Annotated in this window: 12 protein-coding genes; all 12 read right to left on the bottom strand. The window is 70.1% G+C overall.

What is annotated here, in order from left to right:
• Positions 1 to 8: 8 nt before the first annotated feature.
• From ACAM54_RS15565 to ACAM54_RS15510, 12 genes are read right to left on the bottom strand one after another with little or no spacing between them, the layout of a single operon-like run.
• Positions 9 to 941 carry a hypothetical protein gene (locus ACAM54_RS15565; protein WP_369648148.1) on the bottom strand — a complete coding sequence of 311 codons (933 nt, stop codon included), beginning with the start codon at positions 939 to 941 and terminating at the stop codon, positions 9 to 11.
• A complete protein-coding gene (locus ACAM54_RS15560) occupies positions 938 to 2,035 on the bottom strand; it encodes a glycosyltransferase (protein WP_369648147.1) in 1,098 nt (365 codons plus the stop codon). Before ACAM54_RS15560 ends, ACAM54_RS15565 begins: the two co-directional genes overlap by 4 nt.
• An 8-nt stretch (positions 2,036 to 2,043) precedes the next feature.
• A complete protein-coding gene (locus tag ACAM54_RS15555; RefSeq protein WP_369648146.1) occupies positions 2,044 to 3,366 on the bottom strand; it encodes a hypothetical protein in 1,323 nt (440 codons plus the stop codon).
• 45 nt (positions 3,367 to 3,411) lie between these two features.
• Positions 3,412 to 4,392, bottom strand: coding sequence for a GDP-L-fucose synthase family protein (locus ACAM54_RS15550; RefSeq protein WP_369648145.1), 981 nt, complete (start codon positions 4,390 to 4,392; stop codon positions 3,412 to 3,414).
• 35 nt (positions 4,393 to 4,427) lie between these two features.
• Positions 4,428 to 5,090, bottom strand: coding sequence for a sugar transferase (locus ACAM54_RS15545; protein WP_369648144.1), 663 nt, complete (start codon positions 5,088 to 5,090; stop codon positions 4,428 to 4,430).
• Entirely contained in the window at positions 5,087 to 7,381 is a 2,295-nt protein-coding gene (locus tag ACAM54_RS15540; RefSeq protein WP_369648143.1) for a polysaccharide biosynthesis tyrosine autokinase, read from the bottom strand. Before ACAM54_RS15540 ends, ACAM54_RS15545 begins: the two co-directional genes overlap by 4 nt.
• Positions 7,382 to 7,424: 43 nt before the next feature.
• A complete protein-coding gene (locus tag ACAM54_RS15535) occupies positions 7,425 to 8,606 on the bottom strand; it encodes a polysaccharide biosynthesis/export family protein (protein WP_307698019.1) in 1,182 nt (393 codons plus the stop codon).
• A 31-nt stretch (positions 8,607 to 8,637) separates the two neighbouring features.
• Positions 8,638 to 9,519, bottom strand: a complete 882-nt coding sequence (locus tag ACAM54_RS15530; RefSeq protein WP_369648142.1) for a hypothetical protein — start codon at positions 9,517 to 9,519, stop codon at positions 8,638 to 8,640.
• A gap of 49 nt (positions 9,520 to 9,568) precedes the next feature.
• The gene (locus ACAM54_RS15525; RefSeq protein WP_307698018.1) at positions 9,569 to 10,387 is read right to left on the bottom strand and encodes an alpha/beta hydrolase; all 819 of its coding nucleotides are present in this window, start codon (positions 10,385 to 10,387) and stop codon (positions 9,569 to 9,571) included.
• The gene (locus tag ACAM54_RS15520; protein ID WP_369648141.1) at positions 10,384 to 11,145 is read right to left on the bottom strand and encodes a 4'-phosphopantetheinyl transferase superfamily protein; all 762 of its coding nucleotides are present in this window, start codon (positions 11,143 to 11,145) and stop codon (positions 10,384 to 10,386) included. The genes ACAM54_RS15525 and ACAM54_RS15520 overlap by 4 nt, the downstream gene beginning before the upstream one ends.
• A gap of 6 nt (positions 11,146 to 11,151) precedes the next feature.
• Positions 11,152 to 16,152, bottom strand: coding sequence for an amino acid adenylation domain-containing protein (locus ACAM54_RS15515; RefSeq protein ID WP_369648140.1), 5,001 nt, complete (start codon positions 16,150 to 16,152; stop codon positions 11,152 to 11,154).
• Positions 16,149 to 23,441 (bottom strand): amino acid adenylation domain-containing protein, encoded by a 7,293-nt coding sequence (locus tag ACAM54_RS15510; protein ID WP_369648139.1) that lies wholly within the window; start codon positions 23,439 to 23,441, stop codon positions 16,149 to 16,151. Before ACAM54_RS15510 ends, ACAM54_RS15515 begins: the two co-directional genes overlap by 4 nt.
• Positions 23,442 to 23,776: the final 335 nt, after the last annotated feature.

Below are 23,776 nucleotides of genomic sequence, written 5' to 3'. Positions count from 1 at the left end.
GTCATCTGTCAGGGCCGGGGTGCCGTCGCGTTGCGGACCAGCGCGACGTGCGCGGGGAGAAATCGGAAGTCGTCGTCCAGCGGCAGGTCGAGCGTGAAGAGCCCGCCGCGCGCATTCGCCTGCGCGATCCAGCCGCGCACCTGGGCGGCGGTGAAGCGCGGCGGCGTCGGCTGGCCCCAGGAGGCGCCGAGCGGCGTCAGCAGATGGAACTTCAGCTCCGAACGCGGTGCGCTCAGCTGCGCGGGAGGCTGCATGAATTCGCCAGCCATCAGGTTCTGGCACGGCGCGGCCTTGGCGCTGAAGCGCGCCGGGCCTTCGCCCGTATTGAAGGCCAGCCACCGGTCGGGGGCGCCGCTGCGCGCCGCGGCGCACAGCGCATCCCAGCCGGACGGCGAGATGCCCCGGGTGTTGTAGACGCCGTCGAACCACCAGCCCCTGGCAAGCGCGCCGTAGTGCTGCGACCAGTCGCGGATCACCGCCGTCCATGCGGCGATGAAATCCGCCGGCGGCGGCTTCTGCTCGGAGATGTCGCCCAGGCACTCCATCAGCGCTGGGTCTGCCTGCGGCGCACGAAACGGCAGGTAGAGCACCAGGGCAATGCCGCGGCTGCGCAGCGCGCGGCCGATCTCCAGCGGCAGGTCGCGCGGCGGCCGGTCCGCGGCAGTGTGCGGGCACAGCGCCTCGAGCGCCGCATTCGGCGCGATGTACTGGCCGTTGTTCTGCCCGAGCGTCAGGATGAGGTGGGACGCGCGCATCTGCGCGAGCGACGCCGCAAACGCTTCGACGTCGAAGCGGGCGGCATCGGCGATCGACTGCCTGTCGGGCAGGTAGTGCACCATCACGCCAAAGCCCGAGTCCGCCGCTGCCGAGGTCGACGCGCAGGCGGCACCGAGCATCCCCGCCGCGAGCAGCTGTCGAAGAACGCCTGCGCTGCGTGTCATTGCATGGCTCCGGCAAGCGAGACGGCCTCGCGCTTGAGCATGAGATAGCGCCTGGCCACCGCGCCGGGCGCGCAGGCTTCGGCATGCAGCCAGGCCGGCTGCGTGTCCCGGTGCTCGTCCAGGTACCGGGACAGCTGGTCCATGTCGCACGGCTCGCTGCCGATCAGGAAGGCGTAGCCGCCGAACAGCTCGCGGTGCACCGGAATGTCCGAGAGCAGCAGCGGCACACCCAGCGTGGCGGCTTCGGCGGCCGAGAGATTGAAGCCCTCGAAAGCCGACAGCGAGATGAAGGCCGTCGCGCCGCAATAAAGCCGCGTCAGATCCTGGCGCGGGACCAGTCCGCGGTGCCGCACGCAGTTGCCGAGTTCGGGTGCCATGCTGGCGACCATCCGTTTCACCTCGGCCGCGCCGTTGCCCGTGATGTCGAGCCAGTCGACCAGCCCCGCGCGCTTCATGCGCTCGAAGAGCTTCAGCGCGGCGCCGAAATTCTTGTGCGGGTAATAGTGGTAGGACGCGATCAGGTAGCGCTCGCCCGCAGGCGGCTCGCGGGACGGTCCGGCCGCACTGGCCGAGCCTGCGGCGCGCGTGGCCTCCACCGGGTTGAAGATGACGCTCGCGTGCTCGCAGCATCCGAAGTGCTGCTCGAAATCCTGCTGGCTGCTCCTGCTGATGAACACCACGTCGGCCGCGCTGCGGGCCACGCGCCTGAGGTTCCAGTCGAGCCACAGGCGCTTGGTGCGGCTGAAGTACGCGGGGTAGTAGCGGTACTGCAGGTCATGGACGATCACGATCGAATCCCGGTGGCGCCCGAAAAGCGTGAACGGCAGGAAGTAGTTCGGAAACAGCGAGAACACCCGCTCGCCCGAGGCCAGCGCCCGCAGCCGGTGGTAGTTGTAGAGCAGTATCTCGACCAGGAACCGGCTGATGCGCAGGCGCCGCGCCACCGCAAAGAGGCGCGGATGCCGTTCGCTGACCGGCTGGATGTGGTCGCCCTTGCACAGGCGCATCCGGCGCAGCAGCAGGTCGGACACGTTCAGCACGCCGCCCGCGCCGCGGTTGAGGCGGATCGTGTCGTAGAACAGGTACTTGTACATGCTGGACCTCAGGCTGAGCGGGGGACGTAGCGGGCCGCGCGGCGGCGCACCGCGCGGAAGCGCGAACTCAGCAGGCCGGCGAGCAGCGCCGCGATCAGCCCCGATGCCGCGAACGGCCCCCAGCCGAGGATCGGCCCGCGCAGGAACGGCACGTAGGCGGCCAGCAGCACCAGTGCGCACAGATAGCTGCCTGACAGCGCGGCGCGCGGATCGACCATCCTGTCCAGCACCCGGAAGCCGCCCGAGATCGCGAGGCCGAACATCACCGGCCCGGCCAGCCCGAAGTCGAAGTACACGGTGGCGAAGGGCGGCAGCGACAGGTTGGACTGCGAGAAGTTGCCCAGGATGGCCGGCCACCCCAGCGGATCGAAGTCCGGAAACAGCTTCAGGTCGCGCGGCAGGATGAACGAGAACGCCGACAGCAGATAGCGCCCCCACCCGAGCTCGGGCTCGGATGCGCGCTCCAGGATGCCGGCCACGACGTACATCGCGTCGAAGTCGGGGCTGAAGGGAAAGGTGGTGAGCGTCTCGCCCCAGAAGCTGCCGCGCGACACCAGGTTGAGCACCGGGCCAAGGCCGGCGATGGCGCCGAAGATCAGCAAGCCCAGCGTCCAGCGCCAGCCCCGGCCGAAGAGATGGATGAAAAGAGGCAGCAGGCCGATCAGCAGGACCTGCCGTGCCGTGTTGACCGGGTTCGCGGCGAATGCGGCCATTGCCAGCGCAAGGCCCGCGGCGCACCACGACCATAACGTACCGCGGCGCATGGCATGGATCGTCAGCGCCACGAAGCAGATCAGCACGATCAGCTTGGGCAGCGTCGAATAGATGATGTAGTCGACAGGAAGGCTTTCCTCGGTTCCCGGGATGCCGCGCGCGATGAAGTTCAGCTCGGGGCGGATGAACAGCGAAGCGAAGGCCGAGACCGCGCCGCTCAGCAGCAGCAGGGCCGGGTGGGCCACGCCGGCCGCCGGCAGCTCGGGCGCCGCATGCGCGCGCGCCGGCGCCGGTGCCTCGGGCAGGCCCAGCCGGGCTGCTTCGACGCCCGCCATGTAGAGCAGCAGCAGCGTGAGCGCCTGCATGTGCGCGACCGGGCCGATCACCCCCGTGTCCCAGAACGAGACGTCGGCGGCGATCTGCATCGCCGGTGCCAGCGAGAAGTAGGTCAGGATCGTGGCGTAGTGGATCAGCAGGAAGACACTGGCTCCCGGCGCGCGGAGCATCGACAGCTGGAGCAGCGACAGCACGCACACCGCCGCATAGCCCCAGGCCGGCTCGAGCAAGCCGCACAGGAAGGCGATGGCGATGCCTGACCAGAAGGAGAGCGCTCTCATGGGAGGCCTTGTGCTTGTGGTTGAGTGCGGGGAGCCGGTGCGGGCTCAGGCATGCGCCAATTCCTGGGCGGCGGGCTGCAGCGACTTCTGGTAGTCCGCATAGGTGCGATGCAAGCCCTCGGCCAGCGACACCGTGGGGTGCCATCCGATGGCAGCCGCGCACGACACGTCGAGCAGCTTCTGGGGCGCACCATCCGGCCGCGAGGGATCGAAGCGGATGCGGCCCCGGTAGCCCACGACCTCGCCGACCAGTTGCGCCAGTTCGGCGATCGACTGGTCCTCGCCCATGCCCAGGTTGATGTGGGCGCACATCGGCGTGGTGTGCTGCTCGTAGCCCGCGCGGCTCAGGCCCATCACGGTGGTGCAGCCTTCGGCCATGTCGTCGACGTAGAGGAACTCGCGCCTGGCCTGGCCCGTGCCCCAGATCAGCACCTCGGGCGCATTGGTGGTTTTGGCAAGATGGAAGCGGCGGATCAGCGCGGGCACCACGTGGCTGTTCTCGGCGTGGTAGTTGTCCCCGGGGCCGTACAGGTTGCACGGCATCACGCTGCGGTAGTCGATGCCGTGCGAGGCGCCGTACTGGCGGTTGTAGCTCTCGCACAGCTTGATGCCGGCGATCTTGGCGATGGCGTAGGGCTCGTTGGTCGGCTCGAGCTGGCCGCCGAGCAGCGCGTCCTCGCGGATCGGCTGCTCGGTCAGCCGCGGATAGATGCAGCTCGAGCCGAGGAACAGCAGGCGCTTGACGTTCGCCAGAAAGGCCTGGTGCGTGACATTGGCGGCAATCAACAGGTTCTGGTAGATGAACTCCGCCGGATAGGTCATGTTGGCGTGGATGCCGCCGACCTTCGCTGCCGCCAGGTACACCTGGTCGACGCGCTCGGTGGCGAAGAAACGGCGAACGGCCTCCTGGTCGAGCAGATCGAGTTCCTCGTGGCTGCGCGTGACGACCTCGTGCCCGAGGCTGCCCAGACGCTTCACGAGAGACTGCCCCACCATGCCGCGATGACCAGCAACGTAGATACGCATATGTTCTTTCGGTTGAGGGTTGAGGGTTGTGGCGCCTAGCGCGAGCCGCGCGCTCCGGCCACCACGAGAAAGGTCTTCAGCAGGATCGCGATGTCCTGACGGATCGACAGCGTGGCGACGTAGTCGGCATCCATCGCCGCGCGGCGCCGGTAGCTGACCTCGTTGCGCCCGCTCACCTGCCACAGTCCGGTGATGCCGGGCCGCACGGCGCAGTAGCTGCTCCAATAGACGCCGTACAGCTCCTTCTGGGCAAACATGCAGGGCCTCGGGCCGACCACGCTCATGTCGCCCTTGAGCACGTTCCAGAACTGGGGCAGTTCGTCCAGGCTGTACTTGCGCAGCACCGCGCCGAAGCGCGTGATGCGCGGATCACGGTCGAGCTTCTGGTACATCTCCCATTGCCGCCGGGCCGCCTCGTTGCCGCGCAGGTAGCGCTCCAGCACGGCGTCGGCATCGGGCACCATGGTGCGGAACTTGTAGAAGCTGAAGACGCGCCCGTCCCGGCCGTAGCGCGGCTGCTTGTAGATGCCCGGCTTGCCGGAAGTCAGCAGCACGCCGATCCAGACCAGCGCGAACGCCCATCCGAGCACAAGGAAGAAGCCGCCTGCCAGCAGCACGTCCACGGCCCGCTTGGTGCCCATCAGCAGCCGTGAATTGCCAGACGGATGGACGGTGGCATTCGATCGCAGCGTGTTCATGATGCGGCGCTCGCACGGGCAGGTTGGGGAAGCTCGGCAACCGCGCTCGGGTACTCGTGCACCCGCGGCTGGTAGCCGCCGTAGCGGTAGGCCAGCTTGCCGTAGTAGCGGCGGCTGGTGTCCATCGCGTTCAGCACCACGCCCTGGAACTGCGCGCCGGCATGCCGCAGCTGGTTCGCGCTTTCCGACAGGTCGCCCAGTTCGTTGTCGCCGGCGCGCGCCACCATCAGCAGCGTGCCCATGCAGGCTGCCAGCTCGGCCGTCTCCGAGGCGAGCAGCATCGGCGGCGTGTCCACGATCACCACGTCATAGCGTTCCGAGGCCTTTTCGAGAACCTCGGCAAAGGCGTCGCTCGTCAGGAGCGCGCTCGGGTCCGTGGGCAGCGCCCCGGTGGTCATCACGTCCAGGTGCCCGAGCACGCCCGTGTGGATGGCGTTCTGGAATTCGATCGAGCCGCGGATCAGTTCCGACAGGCCGCCGCGGCGCTTCAGCCCGAACATGGCTGCCACGCTGCTGCGCCGCAGATCGGCGTCGATCAGCAGCACGCGGCGGCCGGTCGAGGCGATCACGGCCGCGAGATTGCCCGACACGAAGGTCTTGCCCGCGCCCGGCGTGGCGCTGGAGATCATCACGCGGTTGTTCGAGGCCTTGGGCATGGCGAACTTCAGCGCCGTGCGCAGCCGCCGCAGCCCCTCCAGCGCCGGGTCGTTCGGATGCTGCGCCGCCAGCAGGTGCACGCCGGGCTTGCCGTGGCGAATGGCGCGGTCGAGCAGGGGCTGGTGCGCGCTGAGCGTCACGGTGCTGTAGACGTCCAGGCCCGTGTGGGTCTCGATCTCGGCCGGGCTGGCGATGGTCTTGCGCCACGACCGGCGCAGCAACGCCGAGCCCGCCCCGAACGAAAGGCCCGCGATCAGCGCGATGCCCATGACGATCGAAGGCTTGGGCCGGATCGGCTTTTCCGGCAGCAGCGCCTGGTCGAGCACCCGCACGTTGCCGATCCGCCCCTCCCTGGCGAGCCGCATCTGCAGCGAGCTGTTGAGCAGCGACACGTACAGGTCGGTGTTGACCTTGATGTCCCGCTGCATGCGCAGCGAGTTCTGCTGCAGCATGGGCATGCGGCGGATGCGCTGCTCCACGCCCCCGAGGGCCTTCCTGAGCGAAGCGATCTGTGCGTCGATGGTCATCACGCTCGGGTCCCTGGACGTGAAGCGCTCGGAGAGCTCGATGCGCTTCTGCGTGGCATCGAACAGCTTCGTCTGCAGTTCCAGGTTCTGCGACAGCGCATTGCGCGCCTCGTCGTCCAGGCTGACGGTTCCGTTCTGGTTGCGGTACTGGTTGTAGATTTCCTCGGACTGCTCCAGCTGCAGCTTGAGCTTGGGCAGCTCGGAGCCCAGGAAGTTGAGGGCGCGCTGTGCCTGCGCCGTCTTCTGGTCGATGTTCACGCGCACATAGAGCTGTGCGATTTCATTGAGCAGGTTGGCCAGCTGCGTCCGGTTGCCGTCGCGCCAGCTCACTTCCACCACCGATGACTGCTTGCCCTTCTCGATCACGCGCAGCTCGCGCTGCAGCTCGAGCAGCACGAGCTGCTTGGACTGGCGCACCAGCTCGAAGGCCGCGCCGGGCAGGCCCGAGATCGAGCCCACCAGCAGATGGATCGGGCCGAGCGGGGTCTGCGCATCGAGCGGCACGCCGACGGTGCCGGCGAGCGGCTTGTCCAGCTTGGGGTGGGTCAGCGTGTACGCACCGTTCGCGCCCGCGGTCAGCAGGAAGCGCTTGCCTTCGAGGTCCGCCGGCACGTCCATCTGCGCGACCACGATCCGTTCGTTGCCGCTCACGTAGCCCGACAGGCCCGCGAAGCCCGGCTCGGAGAGCGTCTTGGCGCGGCGCGCCAGCCAGGCGCCGACGAGCGGCACATACAGCGGCTGTGCCTCGATGTAGAGCTTGGTGTTCTCGATCGCCTGGTCGAGCACCAGGCGCGACTTGAGGATCTCGGCCTCGCCCGCGGTCGGCGTCTTGGCGTTGAGCGCGTTGCTCGCGGAGTCGCCCACCAGCGTGCCGCCCGAGCGGTCCGGGTCCTCGACCTGGATCAGCACGTTGGCTTCGTACACGCGCGGGCCGAGCATGGCGTAGGCCGCGCCCAGCAGCAGCGCGACAGCGGTGATGCCCGCGATCTTCCATCGGCTGTCCAGCAGCAGGTCGACATGCTCCCGGAGCCTGGAAGGAGGGTTGTCGGAGGCCTCGGCGTCCGGGGCCGAGGGAGCGGGGAGTACAGGTTGCCAGTGCGCATTCATGAGGATCACCTTTGTGTGTTGCCTGGACGGGTGGGGCGCGGCTTCAGCGGCGGCTGGTGGTGCCGCCGAGGTTCACGATCTGCGCGGCGGGAAGGATCAGGCTGATCACCCGGTTCCAGCGCGCCAGCGGCACGGGGTCGACGTAGACCACGTCGCGTGGCTGCAGCTCGAAGCGGTCGGCCAGCGCCAGCGCCACGGGGTTCTTCGCATCGAGGTGGAACACCTCGGGCACGTCGCCGCTCGAGTTGCGCACCACGTAGATCTGGTCGGTCGACGCGGTCTGCAGCGCCGGGCCGCCCGCATCGCCCAGCGCCTCGTTCAGGCTCAGCCGGCCGTCGCGCATCGGCAGGGCGGTGGGGCGCTGGATCTCGCCCATCACGTAGATGCGGCTGTCGTCGCGGCTGCCCACGTTCACGATGTCGCCGTTCTGCAGCGGGATGCGGGTCGGGTCGAGCCCCAGGCGCCGAAGCAGCGGCAGGTCGATCACCATCGTGCGTTCTCCGCGCGTCAGCGACACGCGCGAACGGTCGCCGGCCGGGGTGATGCTGCCGGCGCGGTTGATGGCCTCGGCCAGCGTCATCGGCACGTCGGTGAAGATCTGCAGGCCCGGCGTGCGGACCTCGCCCTCCACATAAACGCGCCGGCTGCGGAACGTCTGGATCCTGACGCTCACGAGCGGATCCTTGACGAAGGGCGCGATCTTGCGCGAGATCATCTCCGCGGCGGACCGCTCCGTCATGCCCTCGATCTTGGTGCGGCCGACGTAGGGAAAGCTGATCTCGCCCTCGCCATCGACGATGAAGCCGGGCGCGACGCTTACCCCGGTCGGGTCCGACTGCTGCGAGATGACCGTGCCCGCGTTGGGCATCAGCTCGGGATGGCGGTAGACCACGATGCCGACCACGTCGCCCGGGGCGATCGTGTAGGCCGGCGCCTTGCCGAACAGCTGCCGCACCTCGGCCGGCAGCGCGGCGGGGTTGCGCGTTGCCATCGTGCGGATCAGCTCGGGCGTGATGGAGACGATCTTCGGTTCGCCCCGCGCGCCGCTGCCGCTCGAGCGGTAGGCGCCCCAGTTGCCGCTGTCGGGCGGGCCGAAGCCCGGAACCCCGCAGCCGGCCAGGCACAGCGGCAGCAACAGCAGCGCCGCCGATCGGATGCGGACGCGGGCGCGGGCGGGAACGGCGCGGGCGATGCGCAAGGAACTGGCCGGAGCGAGGTGTGCCATGGGATGTGTCCTTTCTTCCTGGGGAATCGGTTCACTGCGGGACGTAGGCGCCGCGCGCGGGGCGCTCCACGAGGGGTGCGAGCGGGCTCGGGCTGGTGCTGGGGCTGCGGCGCTCGGGGCCGGCGCTGATGGCGCAGGCGGCCACCCAGCCGCCGACGGAGCGCAGGAACAGCTGCTGTCCCCGCACCGTGCACAGCGTGTGGTCGGCATCGCGCATGAATTCGTACTGCACGGCCTGCGCGAACGGCTCGCCGCGGAACGGGCCGAGCTGGTCGCGGTCGTGGTCGCAGACATGCAGCGAGCCCGAATAGAGCAGTTGCACCGCCACCTTGCGCTCGACCAGGCGCCGCATGGTGGCGCCGAACCACACGGCGTTGACCTCGGGCGGCTTGCGTTCCACGAAGAAGCCGGGCAGCGGCTTGTTCGAATGGCTGGGCAGCAGGTGGCGCTGCAGCCAGCGCTTGGCCTTGCCCGCGAACGATGGATGCGCGGGCGCCGCCAGGGCGCGCCGCAGCGTGCGTTCCCAGCGCGAGCGCCGGTCCGGAAAGGCGAAGCCGTCGAACAGCGAGAGCGCCACCACGCGCGTGTCCGTCGCGGCCGTGGTCATGGCGTGCTCCACGCCCGAGCACATGCCCACGATCGCGAACTTGCGGATGCCCAGCATGCTCTCGAGAAGGTCCATGCCGGCGCGCAGGTCGCGCACCGCGCGGACCTGCACGTCGCACGAGGCGTCGGATGCGTCGCTGTCCCCCAGGCCCCCGAGGTCGAGGCGCAGGCTGCTCACGCCGCGCGCGGCCAGGACGTGCGCCAGCTTCACGTTGATGCGGCGCGGCCCGACCCGGTGGTTGACGCCCATGTTGAGCATCAGGCAGGCGACGTCGGCCGGCGCCCGGTACATGGGAATGGTGATCATGCCCATCAGTGCGTTTCCCGGTCCGAAGCGGACGGGGCATTGCGTCATGTCATTCATGGAGGGCACCCTGCAGGCGGTTGAGCGCGTCGGCCGGAACCATGGCGCTGTTGGGATAGGGATCGGCGGTCCAGTCGAGCCGGTGCTGGAAATAGGCGAGCCGCACCGGCATGTGGCGCGACTGCTGCTCGGCCGCCCATTGCGCGGTGTGCTGGTCGTCGGGCGAGGTCAGCACCAGCGTGTCGTGCAGGGCGGTGAGCGGCAGCGACTCGGGCGCCAGCGCGCCGAGCTGCGTGCGCAGCGTGGGCGACAGCACGGTGCCCAGTGCTTCCTCGGGCAGCGCGTCGGGATCGTGCGCGAGGTTGCGGCGCCAGGCCAGGTCCGGAATGCAGAAGGTCGTGTCGATGGCCACCACATGCCGCTCGCGCAGGTGGCGCGCATAGCGCCGGCCGTCGATCACCGGCTCCCACAGCACGAGCCGCGCCGGGTCGCAGCGTCCGTTGCGCGCCGCCAGCACGGCCAGGGTGGCGCCGAGCCGCGCGCCGATCCAGACGATGCGGCTTCCCGGGGCCCTGCGGCGCAGCTCCTCGTGGGCCGAGCACAGGTCGCGGCGCCAGCCATCGAGCTCTCCTTCGCTCTCATCGCCGGGCGAGTCGCCCGCACCGTGGAAGTCGAAGCGCAGGGTGGCGATGCCCGAGCGCGCGAGGCGCTCGGCCAGCACCTTGAAGAAGCGGTAGGTCCGCAGGCCCTCCTGGCCGAAGGGCGGGCACACGAGCACCGCGGTACTTCCGGGCCGCCCGTCGCCAGCGGCATGGAACACGCCGAAGATCTGGCGCGACGCCGGCCCGAACATGAAGGGGTACGCGTTCATTGCGGCGTCCTTGGCGCTGCGCGCCTTTCCGCCGAGCGGGAGCGGGCACAGGTCTGGGCCGCGAAACCCGGCATGCTGGCGCGCACATGCGTCTGGCGCCATTCCGCAATCGCTCCCACGCTGTCCACGCGCAGCGGCGCGGGCTGCAGCACGAGCCACAGGATCCGGCCGGCCACGGGCACCTCCACGCTCCGGCAGTCCGGCTCCAGCCCCACCTCGAAGCGCTCGGTCGGCACGACCAGCCCGAGGCCGATGGCCTTGAGGCAGGCTTCCTTGCGCGTCCAGCAGGTCAGGAAGGCGTGCTCGCGCTCGGCGGCGGGCAGGGCCAGCAGCGCTTCGTTCTCGCTGTCCGTGAAATGCTGCGCGGCAAGCGCGAGCGCATCGGGAATCGGCCGCAGCAGTTCGACGTCGGCCCCCAGCGGACCGCGTTCGCCGATGGCGAGCAGTCCCAGCCCCAGGCTGTGGCTCAGCGAGAACCGCACCCGCGGCCAGCCCGACAGCGAAGGCTTGCCGAATGCGCTGCGGGTGAAGCGCAGCGCCTCGGGGCGCTCGCCGGTGTGCACGGCCAGCGCGCAGCGCAGCGCGGCATGCGCGGCCACGAAGCGCTGCCGGTCGGCCTCGAAGCGGAACTGCGCGGCGCGCTCCAGTTCCTCGTCGCAGAGGAGCCGCTCGGCCTCGGGGCCGGGCTCGCCGTCCAGCTCCAGATACCGGCAGACCGGCGCATCGACGGAAGTCAGGGAGAAAGCTGCGGAGCCCATGATGAATCACTCCTTGCGCAGCCAGTTGCCGAAGGCGCGGCTCAGCAGGCCGTCGCCGCGCGCCGCACCCTTGAGGTTGCCGAGCGGCAGTTTTCCGAGATCCGAGAGCTCCGCGTCCTCCGCGGCCTGGTGCGCGGACGAGGCGATCTGCCCGAGGTTCTCGAACAGGTAGCGGCGCGACTGCACGCGGTAGCCCAGCGTCGTCTCGGCCTGCTGGATCGCACGCAGCACCAGCAGCGAATCTCCGCCGAGGTCGAAGAAGTTGTCGCTCGGGCGGATGTCGTTGACATCGATCCCGATCACCGAGGCCCAGATCTGCGCGAGCCGCGCGTGCTCGGGGTTCAGGATGGTGCTTTCCGCCGCGGCACCGGCCGGCGCATCCACTGGCGCCGCAGCCCTGAGCGAATCGACGGCGGCGAGCCTGCGCAGGTAGACGGCGCTCGCGGAGCCTTCTTCGCTCGCAAGCTCGGCCAGCGAGGCCTCGGGGCGATCAGCCACTTTCTGCAGCAGCTCGAGATAGCGGTCGCGCAGCTGTGCCCCGGTCTCGCGCAGGTAGATGTCGGCGTTGTAGATCAGTGCGCCTTCCAGCCCGTGCGGCTTGTCCATCAGCCACACGCCGATGTCGTCGGTGGCGCCGCGCTGCATCAGGTGCAGCTGCCGCGTCTGCAGGCTGCCGAGCCGGCGCGCACGGTCGCGCGCATCCTGGAAAGAGAACATCGCCTGGTAGGGCCCGACCGCGCGGATGCGCGCGGCCAGCGCGGGCTCCGCCATCAGGCGCTCGAACGGCACCTGCTGGTAGTTCATGAGCGAGAGCAGCTCGCGCTTCACGTAGCGCATGAACTCCGGGAGCGGCTGTTGCAGGCCGACCTGCAGCGACACCGGCAGCACGTTGTTGAAGAAGCCCATCACGTCCTCGGTCTCGGGCTGCTGCCGGCCCCGCACCGGGTTGGCGATGACGATGGTCTCGGACCTGATGATGCTGCTCATGGCAAACGCATACACGCCGAAGGTCAGCATGCTGAGCGTCACGTCCATGTCGCGCGCCACCTTGCGCAGCTGCTGCGTGATGGCGAGGTCGACGCGGATCCAGTGGGCGCCGCCCTGGCCGCTCTTGCCGGCGCGCCGCGGCATGTCGGTGTTGGGCAGGCGCGGCATCGGCGCGCTTGCAAAGCGCTTGAGCCAGAAGTCGAGCTGGTCCTGGAACGAGGGCTCCTTCATCCAGTTGGCCAGCCACTCGGCATAGTCGCCCTGCGTGGTGGCGATGGGCGCCAGCGCATGCGGCCGGCCGCGCTCCGCCGCGTCGTAGATGGCGGAGAGTTCGCGCTGCAGCAGGTCGAAGGACCAGCCGTCCCAGATCAGGTGGTGCGGCACGAAGACGAACACATGCTCGTGCACGTCGAGCTGGAACACCGCCGCATGCAGCATCGGCGCGCGGTGGATGTCGATCGGCCGGTCGGCGAGCTCCTGCATGCGTTCGGCCAGCTCGGCCTCGCGTTGGTCGGCCGGCAGGTTGCGCAGGTCGATGAAGGGCAGCGAGAAATCCACCGACTCCGCGATCAGCTGGGCCGGCTGGCCGGTGTGCGGATCGGTGCCCATGCGGGTGCGCATGGCGGGCTGGCGGCGGATGATTTCCTTGAACGCGGCCTCGAAGCGCTGCGCATCGAAGACGCCGGTCAGGCGCTGGGCCGCGGGCGCGTTGTAGACCGAGCGGCCCGGGTGCAGGTCTTCCATGAAGCGGATGCGCTCCTGCGCGGGCGTGAGCGGTGCCGTCTTGCGATCGATGCGGCAGGGCAGCGGTGCCTGCGCGCCGGCGCCCGCGTTCTGCAGGCCCTCGACCACGGCGGCCAGCTTCTCGGGCGTGGGCGCCTCGAACAGCGAGCGCAGCGGCAGCGTGATCTGGAATTCGCGGCTCAGAAGCGTGGTCAGGCGCGAGGCCAGCAGCGAATGCCCGCCCATCGTGAAGAAGTCGTCGCGCATGTCCAGGCCCGGCAGGCTCAGCACCTTTTCCATGGTGGCGAGCACCTTGCGTTCGCATTCGGTGCGCGGGCCGGCGCCGCGCCGCGCCTCGTCGCGCGACACCGCCTGCGGCGCGGGCAGCGAGATGCGGTCGATCTTGCCGTTGGGCAGCGTGGGCAGTGCGTCCAGCGCCACCACGTGCTGCGGCAGCATGAAGGCCGGCAGGTGTTCGCGCAGGTGCGCCATCAGCACGTCCAGTTCGAAGTCGACGCCGGGCGTCAGCGCCAGGTAGGCCACCAGCCGGACATCGCCCGGGCTGTCTTCGCGCGCCACCACCACGCAGCGCGACACGCCGGCCACCTCGCAGCAGCGTGCCTCGATCTCGCCGGGCTCGATGCGGTAGCCCCGCACCTTGAGCTGGAAGTCGAGCCGGCCCAGGTGCTCGATGAGCCCGTCGTTGCGCCAGCGGCCGCGGTCGCCGGTGCGGTACACCGTCTTGGCGCTGCCGAAGATGCGCGCGGCAACAAAGCGCTCGGCCGTGAGTTCGGGGCGGTCGATGTAGCCCAGTGCGAGGCCGTCGCCCGCGATGCAGATTTCGCCCGGCACGCCGATCGGGCAGGGCTGCAGGTCGGCATCGAGGATCCATATCTCGGTGTTGTCGACCGGGTGGCCGATCGACACGCCGCGCGATGCAACGACATCGGGGCGCACCAGCCAGGCCGTGGAATACACGGTGGTCTCGGTCGGCCCGTAGCCGTTCCAGAATTCGTCCGTGCGCTCGCACAGCGCGAGCGCCATGCTGGGCCGCAGCGCTTCGCCGCCAGTCCAGCCGCGGAAACCGGGCGCGCCGGGCCACTGGGCGTCGAGCAGCAGCTGCCACATGCCGGGCGTGGCCTGCAGGAAGGTGATGCGCTCTTCCTTGAGCAGCCGGCACAGGCGGTTGCCGTCCATGGCCACCTCGCGCTGCACCATCACGATCTCGGAGCCGCCCGACAGCGGCAGCAGCAGGTCCGGCACCGCCATGTCGAAGGACAGGGTGGTCACCGCGGCGATCCGGTCGTTTGCGCTCAGGCCCGACTTGCGCTGCATCCACTGCAGCAGGACCACCACCGAATGGTGCCGCGCACACACGCCCTTGGGCACGCCGGTGGAGCCCGAGGTGTAGATCACGTAGGCGCCGTCGTCGGGGCCGGCATCATCGCCGCTCGGCGGCAGCGGCTCGCCGCTTTCCTGCTGCCAGGTGCTGTGGCGGTCGATCTCGAACACCCGCTCGGCCGCGTCGGCGCGCCAGTTGCGCGGCGCCGCCCCGATGTCCGACGAGGTCAGCAGCAGGCAGAGCCCGGCGTCCCTGGCGTAGTGCTCGAGCCGAGCCTGCGGAAACCCGGGATCGAGCGGCACGTAGGCCGCGCCCGCCTTGAGCACGGCCACCAGCGCGGTGACCATCTCGATGCTGCGCTCCAGGCACAGCCCCACGCGCTCGCCGCGGCGGACACCGCGCGCGCGCAGCGCCCGCGCCAGGCGGTTGGACTCGGCATCGAGCTCGGCATAGCTGCAGACCCGCGCACCGTCGCGCACCGCGGGGCGCTCGGGCTGCAGCGGCACGCGCGCCAGGAAGCGGGCCAGCGCATGCGGCGCGCTCTCCAGCGGCGTGCGCGGCGGCTGCAGCGCGATCAATTCCTGCGCGGCCTCGGCCGACAGCACCTCGAGCCGGCCGACCGTCTCGCCGGGGTTGCGCACCGCCGAGCGAAGCACGCATTCGTAGATGTCGAGCCAGCGCTGCACCGTGGCCTCGTCGAACAGGTCCGAGTTGTACTGCGCCTCGATCTGCAGGCCGCCGTCGAGCGGACGCAGGTTCAGGAAGAGCTCGAAGTTCTCGTACTGGCGCGCGATCGTGTCCTGTGCGACTTCAAGGCCCGGGAAGGTTTGCGCGCTGCTTGCCACGTCGGGGTCGACGTTGAACGCCACGCTCACCAGCGGCAGCCGGCTCGGGTCGCGCTGCAGCGACAGCTTGCCCAGCAAGGCGCCATAGGTGAGCGCCTGGTGCTCGAAGGCGTCGAGCACCGTGGTGCTGCATTCGCTCAGCAGGGCATCGAAGCGAAGCTGGGCATGAACCGCCACGCGCAGCGGCAGCAGGTTCACGCAGTGGCCCACCAGGCCGGGCATGTCGCGCGCGACCTGGCCCGACGCGGGAATGCCCACCACGATGTCGTCCTGCCCCGTGAGCCGGTGCAGCGTGGCGATGAAGCCGCTGAACAGGCCCGCGAACAGGCTGGCGCCGGTCTTCGCGCTCATGGAGCGCAGGCTGCTCACGAGGCGGCGGTCGAGCAGGCGTTCGGCGCGCTGCGAATGGAAGGTGCGCACGGCGGGCCGCGGATGGTCCACCGGCAGCTCGAGCACGGGCAGGGTGCCGCCGGCGAAGCGCTCCAGCCAGTAGTCCACGTGCGGCTGCATGTCCGGATGCGCGGCCTCGGCGGCTTCCTCTGCCGCGAACTCCGCATAGCTGGGCGCGGCCTTCAGCGGCTGGCCGCTGCCGGCCTGCTCGGCATAGAGATGGCCGAGCTGCTCGGTGATGACCATCCAGGACCAGCCGTCGCACACCACGTGGTGGGCCGACATCACGAGTTCATGCTCGGCCTCGCCGAGCCTGCAGAGCACCGCGCGGAACAGCGGGCCGTGCTCCAGCGAGAAGGGCGTGCAGACCGCTTCGTCGTGCGCGGCCTTCAGCGCCTGTTCGCGGGCCTCGGGCAGGAGGCCGCTGAGGTCCTGCTGCTCCAGCAGGCCTTCGCCGGGCCGGCCGACCAGCATGCAGCTGCCGTCCGGCGAGATGGTGGCGCGCAGCGCCTGGTGGCGTTCGACCAGCCGCGCAACGGCACGTCCCATGGCGGCGGTGTCCAGCGGCCCGCGCAGGCGCAGCAGCACCGATTCGTTGTAGGCCAGCGAGGCGTCGGTGCTCATCGTCGCGCCGAGCCAGATCTCGCGCTGCGATTCGGTTGTCGGTATGACGCACTCGATGAGGCCGCCGGTGGCGGCGGGGCGGAGAACGGCGTTCATGCTGCGGCCTTTCCATTGATGAGGGGGGAGGGGCTCGCGGCGTCGGGCACGTACCAGAAGGGCTGGCCGTCGACGTCGCGGGCGAGGACGGAGCCGTCTTCCTCGCAGCGCCTGCGGTAGTCGAAACCCGTGATCACCGTGGCGCGGCGCGGCAGGAAGCCGGATTCCTGCATCTCGGCCACCGACTCCTTGAAGACGCGCTGGATGGTGGCGATGTCCTCGGCGCTGTGCGCGCTGGTGAGGAAGCAGGGGAAGTTGTCCAGGATGTGCACGCCGCGGCTGCGCATCATGGCGAACAGCAGGTCCTGCAGCGGATGCTCCTCGAGCCAGCTCACGCGCCAGAGCGAGGCGAACTGGCGGATGGCGATCGGCGCACCCACCTCGGCGCACCAGGCCGTGAGCTCGTCGGCCATGGCGGCGGTGCTGCCGGTGAGGCCGGCCTGCAGCGAGGGGCCGGCTTCCTTCAGGTGCGTGAGCGAAGCCTTGGCCGCGGCCAGCGCGAGCGGATGCCGCACGAAGGTGCCGGCAAAGTAGGTCACGCCGACGCCGGGAATCGAGTCGTCGCCGTACTGCCAGGCGCCGCCGTCGAGCGCGTCCATGAAGGTCCGCTTGCCGGCGATCACGCCCACCGGAAAGCCGCCGCCGATCACCTTGCCGTAGGTGGCGAGGTCGGCGCGCACGCCGAACAGTTCCTGCGCGCCGCCAAGGCCGACGCGAAAGCCCGTGATGACCTCATCGAAGATGAAGCAGGTGCCGCTCTTCTCGGTGATGGCGCGCACTTCCTGCAAAAACTCGCGCGGCTGGAAGTCGGGCCGGCGGCTTTGCACCGGCTCGGCCAGCACCGCGGCCAGGTCGTCGGCGTTCTCGCGGATGAAGGCCAGCGCCTCCGCCGTGCCGTAGTCCAGCACGCGGATGTCGCCGAACATGCCGCTCATCACGCCCGGCGCGGCCGACAGGCCACGGCCGCCCTTGCCGGCGCGCACCAGCACCTCGTCGAAGGTGCCATGGTAGGAGCCGGTGAACACTACCACGGTGCTGCGCCCGGTGACCGTGCGCGCGATGCGCAGCGCGGCCATCACGGCTTCCGAGCCGGTGTTGCACAGGGCGGCGCGGTCGCAGCCCGTGAGCTCGCAGATGAGGCCGGTGACGTCGGCCGCCAGCGGATGCTGCGGCCCGATCTCGTAGCCCGCATCGAGCTGCTTGCGCACCGCTTCCTGCACGAAGTCGGGCTGCCAGCCGAACATGTTCATGCCGAAGCCGTTGAGGGCGTCGACGTATTCGTTGCCATCCAGGTCCCAGAGCCTGGAGCCCTTGGAGCGCTCGATGACGATCTGGTAGGTGATCTCCTTGGTCAGCGGCCGGAAGCCGTTGACCACGCGCGGGTCGGCCATGTGCGGCCGGTTGGCCTGCGTGAACTGCTTGCTCTTTTGCGTGCGCTCCACATAGCGCCGCATGAAGGCCGCGAGCCGCGCCTTCTGCCGGCCGCTCGGCTCGGCGGTGCGCTGGGTGTGGATGCGCGCGATCGCGCCGAAGGCCTTGGTGACGTCGTAGCGCTGCGGTTCCCTGGCCGGTGCTTCGTCGGCGGCGGGCTGCGCCGCGACGGTGGCGGCGGCAGCGGTGCTTGCGGCAGCCGCCGGCATGGCGGGCGCAGCGGGCAGCGCGTCCATGCCTGCGCCCGACAGCAGCGCGAGCTGGCGTCGCATCAGTTCCATCTGCTGCGCCACCAGCTGCACGATCGGCCCGCTGCCGATGTCGCCGCCAGCGGCCGGTGCGGTCACCCCGGGCAGGAACGCGGCCGGCGGCTGCGCGGCCGCCACCTGCACCGGCGCGGCCATGGTCAGCGGCACCGCGGCGGTGGATGCAGGCACGGCCGCAACCACGGGCTCGGGCGGCAGGCTCTCGCGCAGGAACGCGGACAGGGTGTCGAAGCTGCGGTAGTTCTCCATGAGCTGGCGAAAGCTCAGGTTCACCTTGAAGCGTTTCTTGATCTGCGTGGCGACCTGCGTCAGCGTGAGCGAATCCAGGCCCAGCTCGCCGAAGGCGGCATGTCCCTCGGCCTGCATCATGTCGATGCCGGAGATGTCCTCGAACAGGGATCGCAAGCGCGCGTCCATGGACTCGGTGGACGCAGTGGAAGCAGGTGAAGGAAGTGGCGGGGACACTGCAGCTGTCACGGTCGGCTCCAAGAAGGTGGGTGGAACGAAGAGCGCGGGCGTGGGTGGGGCAACGGGCAGCGAGGCCGGTGGCGAGACCGGCGACGCAATGGCCGGGCTCGCCGCGGCCGCTGCGATGTCGACCCAGAAACGCTTGCGTTCGAAGGGGTAGGTGGGCAGGCGCACGCGCTGTGCGCCGGTACGAACGGAAAGGCGCGACAGCTCCACGTCCGCGCCGCATGTCCAGAGGCGGGCCAGTGCCAGGCGCAGCGTGCGGGCCTCGTCGGCGGGCTCGCCGTGCAGCAGCGGCATCACTTCGGCCGCGCCGTGCTGGCGCACCAGCGTGGCCAGCGTGTTGCGGGGGCCCACTTCGATGAAGAGCGGGCGGGCCGCCTGCGCCATGGCGCTGCGCACGGCGGGCGAGAACTGGACGGTGCTGCGCAGGTGGCGGGCCCAGTAGGCGGGGCTGGTGGCCTCGGCGTCCTCGAGCAGGCGGCCCGTAAGCGTCGAGAAGATCGGCACCGTGGGCGCATGCAGCGCCACCTCGCCGACCAGCGCCTCGAACGGCGCGACGGCGCCATCCATCATCGAGGAATGGAAGGCATGCGAGGTCTGCAGCTGGCGGCTCGCGATGTCCTCTTCCTGCAGCGAGGCGCGCAGCGTTTCGATCGCGTCGAACGGGCCGGCCACCACGCAGGCCGTGGGGCCGTTGTCCGCGGCCAGCGAGAGCAGCGGGCCGAGCCGGGCCGAGAGTTCGGCCGCGCCCAGGCGCACCGACAGCATCGCGCCCGCGGGCTGCGCCTGCATGAGCGCGCCGCGGCGGGCCACCAGCCGGGCCGCGTCTTCCAGCCGCATCACGCCGGCGATCACCGCGGCAACGAACTCGCCCACGCTGTGGCCGATGAGCGCATGCGGCCGCACGCCCAGCGAGAGCAGCCGGCGCGCCAGCGCGTACTCGATGGCGAAGATCGCGGGCTGCGTGACGGCGGTGGGCAGCAGCGCCTGCGGGTCGTCGCCGAACATGCGCTCGCGCAGGTCGAAATCCACCGCGCTGCCGAAGGCCTTCAGGCAGGTGTCGAAGGCGGCCGCGAACACCGGGTCGTTGGCATGCAGGATCTTGCCCATGCCGGTGTACTGCGCACCCTGGCCCGGAAACATCAGCACCGGCTGCGGCGCGCGCGCATCGACGCGGCCGCTGGCGCGCCACGGGCTGTCGCCTGCGCGCAGCGCGGCCACGGCTTGTGCGGCATCGCCGGCCACCACCGCACGGCGGAAGGCATGCGCCTTGCGGCCCACGCTCAGCGTATAGGCGACATCGGCCAGCGGCACGCCGGGCGTGGCATCGAGATGCGCGGCCAGCTGTTCCGTGGCCACGGCCAGCGCGGCTTCCGAGCGGGCCGAGATCGGCAGCACCTGCGGCCCTGCGGCGCTGGCCGAGGTGGGCCGCGCGGGTGCTTCCTCGAGGATGACGTGCGCATTGGTGCCGCCCACGCCGAAGGCGCTGACGCCGGCGCGCCGCGGCTGGCCGGTGCGCGGCCAGGCCTGCAGGCTGCCGCTCACGTAGAAGGGCGTGCGCGCGAAGTCGATCGCCGGGTTGGGTGCGCTGAAGTGCGCGGTCGGCGGAATCGCTTCATGGTGCAGCGAGAGCGCCGCCTTGATGAGACCGGCCGCTCCCGCGGCCGTCACCATGTGGCCGACGTTGCTCTTGAGCGAGCCGAGCGTGCAGTAGCCGAGCGCGCCGGTGTGCTCGGCATAGGCGCAGGTCAGCGCCTCGACCTCGACCGGGTCGCCCATCGGCGTGGCGGTGCCGTGCGCCTCGACGTAGGAGATGCTGCGCGCGTCCACGTTGGCCGCCGCCAGCGCCGCGCGGATCACCGCGGCCTGCCCGTCCACGCTGGGCGCGGTGAAGCTGGCCTTGGTGCCGCCGTCGTTGTTGACGCAGGCGCTGCGCAGCACCGCGTAGATGGTGTCGCCGTCGGCCTGCGCATCGGCCAGGCGCTTGAGCAGCACCACCGCGGCGCCGTCGCTGAAGACCGTGCCCTGCGCCTGCGCGTCGAAGCTGCGCGTGTGCCCGTCGGGCGAGAGCATCGAGCCTTCCTGGTACAGGTAGCCGCTGCGCGGCGGGCAGGTGACGGACGCGCCGCCGGCCAGCGCCATGTAGCACTGGCCGGTGCGCAGTGCATGGAAGGCATGGGCCACGGCCACCAGCGAGGTCGAGCAGGCGGTATGGATGCTCACCGCCGGCCCCGTGAGATTGAGCCGGTTGGCCACGCGCGTGGTGATGTAGTCCTTCTCGTTGGCCAGCATCACCTGGAACTCGCCCACCGCTTCGATCAGGTCGGGCCGCGTGGCGACGTGGCGCTGGAAGTAGCTGGCGTTGTACATGCCGGCATACACGCCCACCGGGCCCGGTGCGGCATCGGGCACGTAGCCCGCGCGCTCCAGGCATTCCCAGCAGATCTCGAGGAACACGCGCTGCTGCGGGTCCATCAGCGCGGCTTCCTTCGGGCCGATGCCGAAGAAGGCGGCATCGAAGTTCTCGATGCCCTCGATCACGCCGCGGGCCCGCACGTAGGCCGGGTCCTTGCGCAGCGCTTCGCTCACGCCGGCATCGAGCGTGTCGTCGTCGAAGAAGCTGATGGTGTCGCGGCCGGCGACGAGGTTCTCCCAGAACTGCTCGACATCGGCCGCCCCCGGGAAGCGGCCCGCGGTGGCGATCAGCGCGATGGCCTCCGACATGTGGGCGTCGGGCTCGGCGAGCGGCTGTTGTTGCGGCTCGTGCCCCGTGCGCGGCACTGCGGCCGGTGCGGGTGCCGCATCGTCGGCGCCGGCCGTCTCCAGTTCGGCGGCGATGGCGCTCGGCGTCGGATGGCGGAAGAAGAGGTTGGTCGACAGCGGCTGCGCGCTGTCCTGCTGCAATTCGGCCAACACCTGCAGCACGCGCAGCGAGTCGCCGCCCAGGTCGAAGAAGTTGTCGTTGCGCCCCACCTTCTCGATGTGCAGCGCGCGGGCGAAGGCTTCGCACACGCGCTGCTCGGCGGCGCTGCGCGCTTCCTCGAAGGGCTGCGCGAGATCGGGCCGCTCGGCCGCCGGTTCGGGCAGCGCGCGGCGGTCGAGCTTGCCGTTGGGCGTGACCGGCAGCTGCGCAAGCCAGACCTGCGCGGAGGGCAGCAGCGCCGCGGGCAGGCGTGCGGCCAGGTGCGCGCGCAGCGCATCCCACGAGAGCCTGTGCGAGCGCGCGACGAGGTAGGCCACCAGCCGCAGCTGCCCATCGGCGTCGGGCCGCGCATCGACGGCGCAGGCCTGGATCGCGGGATGCGAGAGGATGGCCATCTCGACCTCGCCGGTCTCGATGCGGTGGCCGTGGATCTTGACCTGGCCGTCGCGCCGGCCGATGAATTCGAGGGTGCCGTCAGGCAGCCAGCGCGCCAGGTCGCCGGTGCGGTAGAGGCGCTCGCCCGGCGCGCCGAACGGATCGGGCACGAAGCGTTCCGCGGTCAATTGCGGCTGCCGCAGGTAGCCGCGCGCCAGCCCGTGCCCGCCGATGCACAGCTCGCCCACCAGCCCGGTCGGCAGCAGGTCCATCGAAGGGCTCAGCACGCGCAGCACGGTGTCCTTGATGGGCCGGCCGAGCGGCACCGAGCGCAGCTCGGCGGGCAGTGCGGCCGGAATGCGGTGGGTGGCCGCGAAGGTGGTGCATTCGGTCGGCCCGTAGCCGTTGCTGAGCGCAAGCGCAGGAAGCGCGGCCAGCGCGCGCCGCACGTGCGGCACCGAGAGCGCTTCGCCGCCGGTGATGAGATGCCGCAGTCCCGAAAGATGCGCCGGGTCGTCGTCGATCACCGCGTTGAACAGCGCCGCAGTGAGCCAGGCGGTGTGCACGCCGTGGCGCGCAATGGTGCGGGCCAGGCCCGCGCCCGTGGGCACGCGCTCGCCGTGCACCACGCAGCAGCCGCCGTTGAGCAGCGGTCCCCAGATCTCGAAGGTGGCGGCATCGAAGCCGAGCGGCGCCGCATGCAGCACGCCGCGGCCCGGCGCCAGTTCCGCATAGTCGACGCCGATGACCAGGCGCAGGATCGCGCGGTGGCAGATCTCGATGCCCTTGGGCGTGCCCGTGGAGCCCGAGGTGTACATCACGTAGGCCACCGATTCGCCGTCGATCGCGGGAGCGCTCCAGGGCGCGGGCCCGGTCTCCCCGGCTTCATCGAGCAGCAGCAGCGCACGGGACGCGGGCACCAGGTGGCGCAGCGCCGAGGTGCTGACCACCTGCTGCGCGTTCGCCTGGTCGAGCATGAAGGCGATGCGTTCGGGCGGGAAATCCGTCGGCACCGGCACATAGGCCGCGCCGGCCTTGAGGATGCCCAGTTGCGCCACCACGGCCTCGATCGACCTGTCGAGCACCAGTCCCACGTTGTCGCCCGCACGCACGCCCAGGTGCTGCAGGCGGTGCGCGAGCTGGCCGGACTGGCGCTCGAGTTCGCCGTAGCTCATCTGCGCATCGCCCTGCGCGAGGGCCACGGCATCGGGCGCGGCCGCGGCCTGGCGGGCGAACATGCCCACCACGGTGAGGCGCCGGTCCAGGGGAGCGGGGGGCGTGTTCCAGCCGGCGAGCTGGTGCTCGCGGTCGGCGGGGGGCAGGGTGCGGATCTCGTCCAGCGGGCAATCGGGCCGGTCGATCAGATCGGCGGCTGTGTCGGCAATGGCCGCGAGCAGCTGCTGCACCGATGCCGCGTCCAGCAGGCTTGCTGCCGCACTGGCGCGAAGGCGCGGCGCGTCCGATGCGGTGGTGCTCAACCAGAGAAGGAGGGGGGCCTGGACGCCGTCGGCGCCGGGGTCGCCGCGCAGCCAGAGAACTTTCGGCGATGGCTCAGGCGAGCCTGCGGTGGCGGCCTGGCGCCGTTCCTGGTCGAGCGATGCCAGCCAGGTGCGAGCCGATGGGGTCGGATCCGGCTGCTGCTCGCCGAGCCAGCGCGCCTGGAGCAGGAGCCACGCCGCCGAGAAGGGGGTGTCGGGCAACTGGCCGGTGGCGTCGATCCAGTGCGTCCAGCGCTGCATGCCCTGCTCCCCGAGCGCCACCGAACCCTGGATCCGTTCGTCCGGCCTGTCCGAATTGAGGCGGGAGACGAACAGATCATCCAACGAAAGTCGGGGGGGCGCGGATTGCGCCGAATCGGCTATTTGAATTTTCATAGAAAAGATGAAAAAAAGAATTCATGCAATAGACGAGGGTTCATGAATTGGCAATTGGCCAATAAAATTAGGTAGTACGTTAGTTTCTATTTCGAGGTAATCCTAGAGGCTTTGTCCGACGCGGTGTTGATCAAAGTTTGTCGGGTTACATTACCGAATCATTCGTTACATATTCGTACTACCTCATATCGCTCGAACAGGGTAACCAGCGCCAAATTCGGGCGCCTTTCCCCGATTCCGTCCGAACCGGGGAGTAGGCGTTTTTCCCGGAAAGGCACCGGCCC

The sequence above is a fragment of the Variovorax sp. V93 genome (assembly GCF_041154485.1).
GTDB classification, from domain to species: domain Bacteria; phylum Pseudomonadota; class Gammaproteobacteria; order Burkholderiales; family Burkholderiaceae_C; genus Variovorax; species Variovorax beijingensis_A.
The sequence above is the reverse complement of the archived record's forward strand: the minus strand, read 5'-3'. Positions and strand labels throughout refer to the sequence as shown.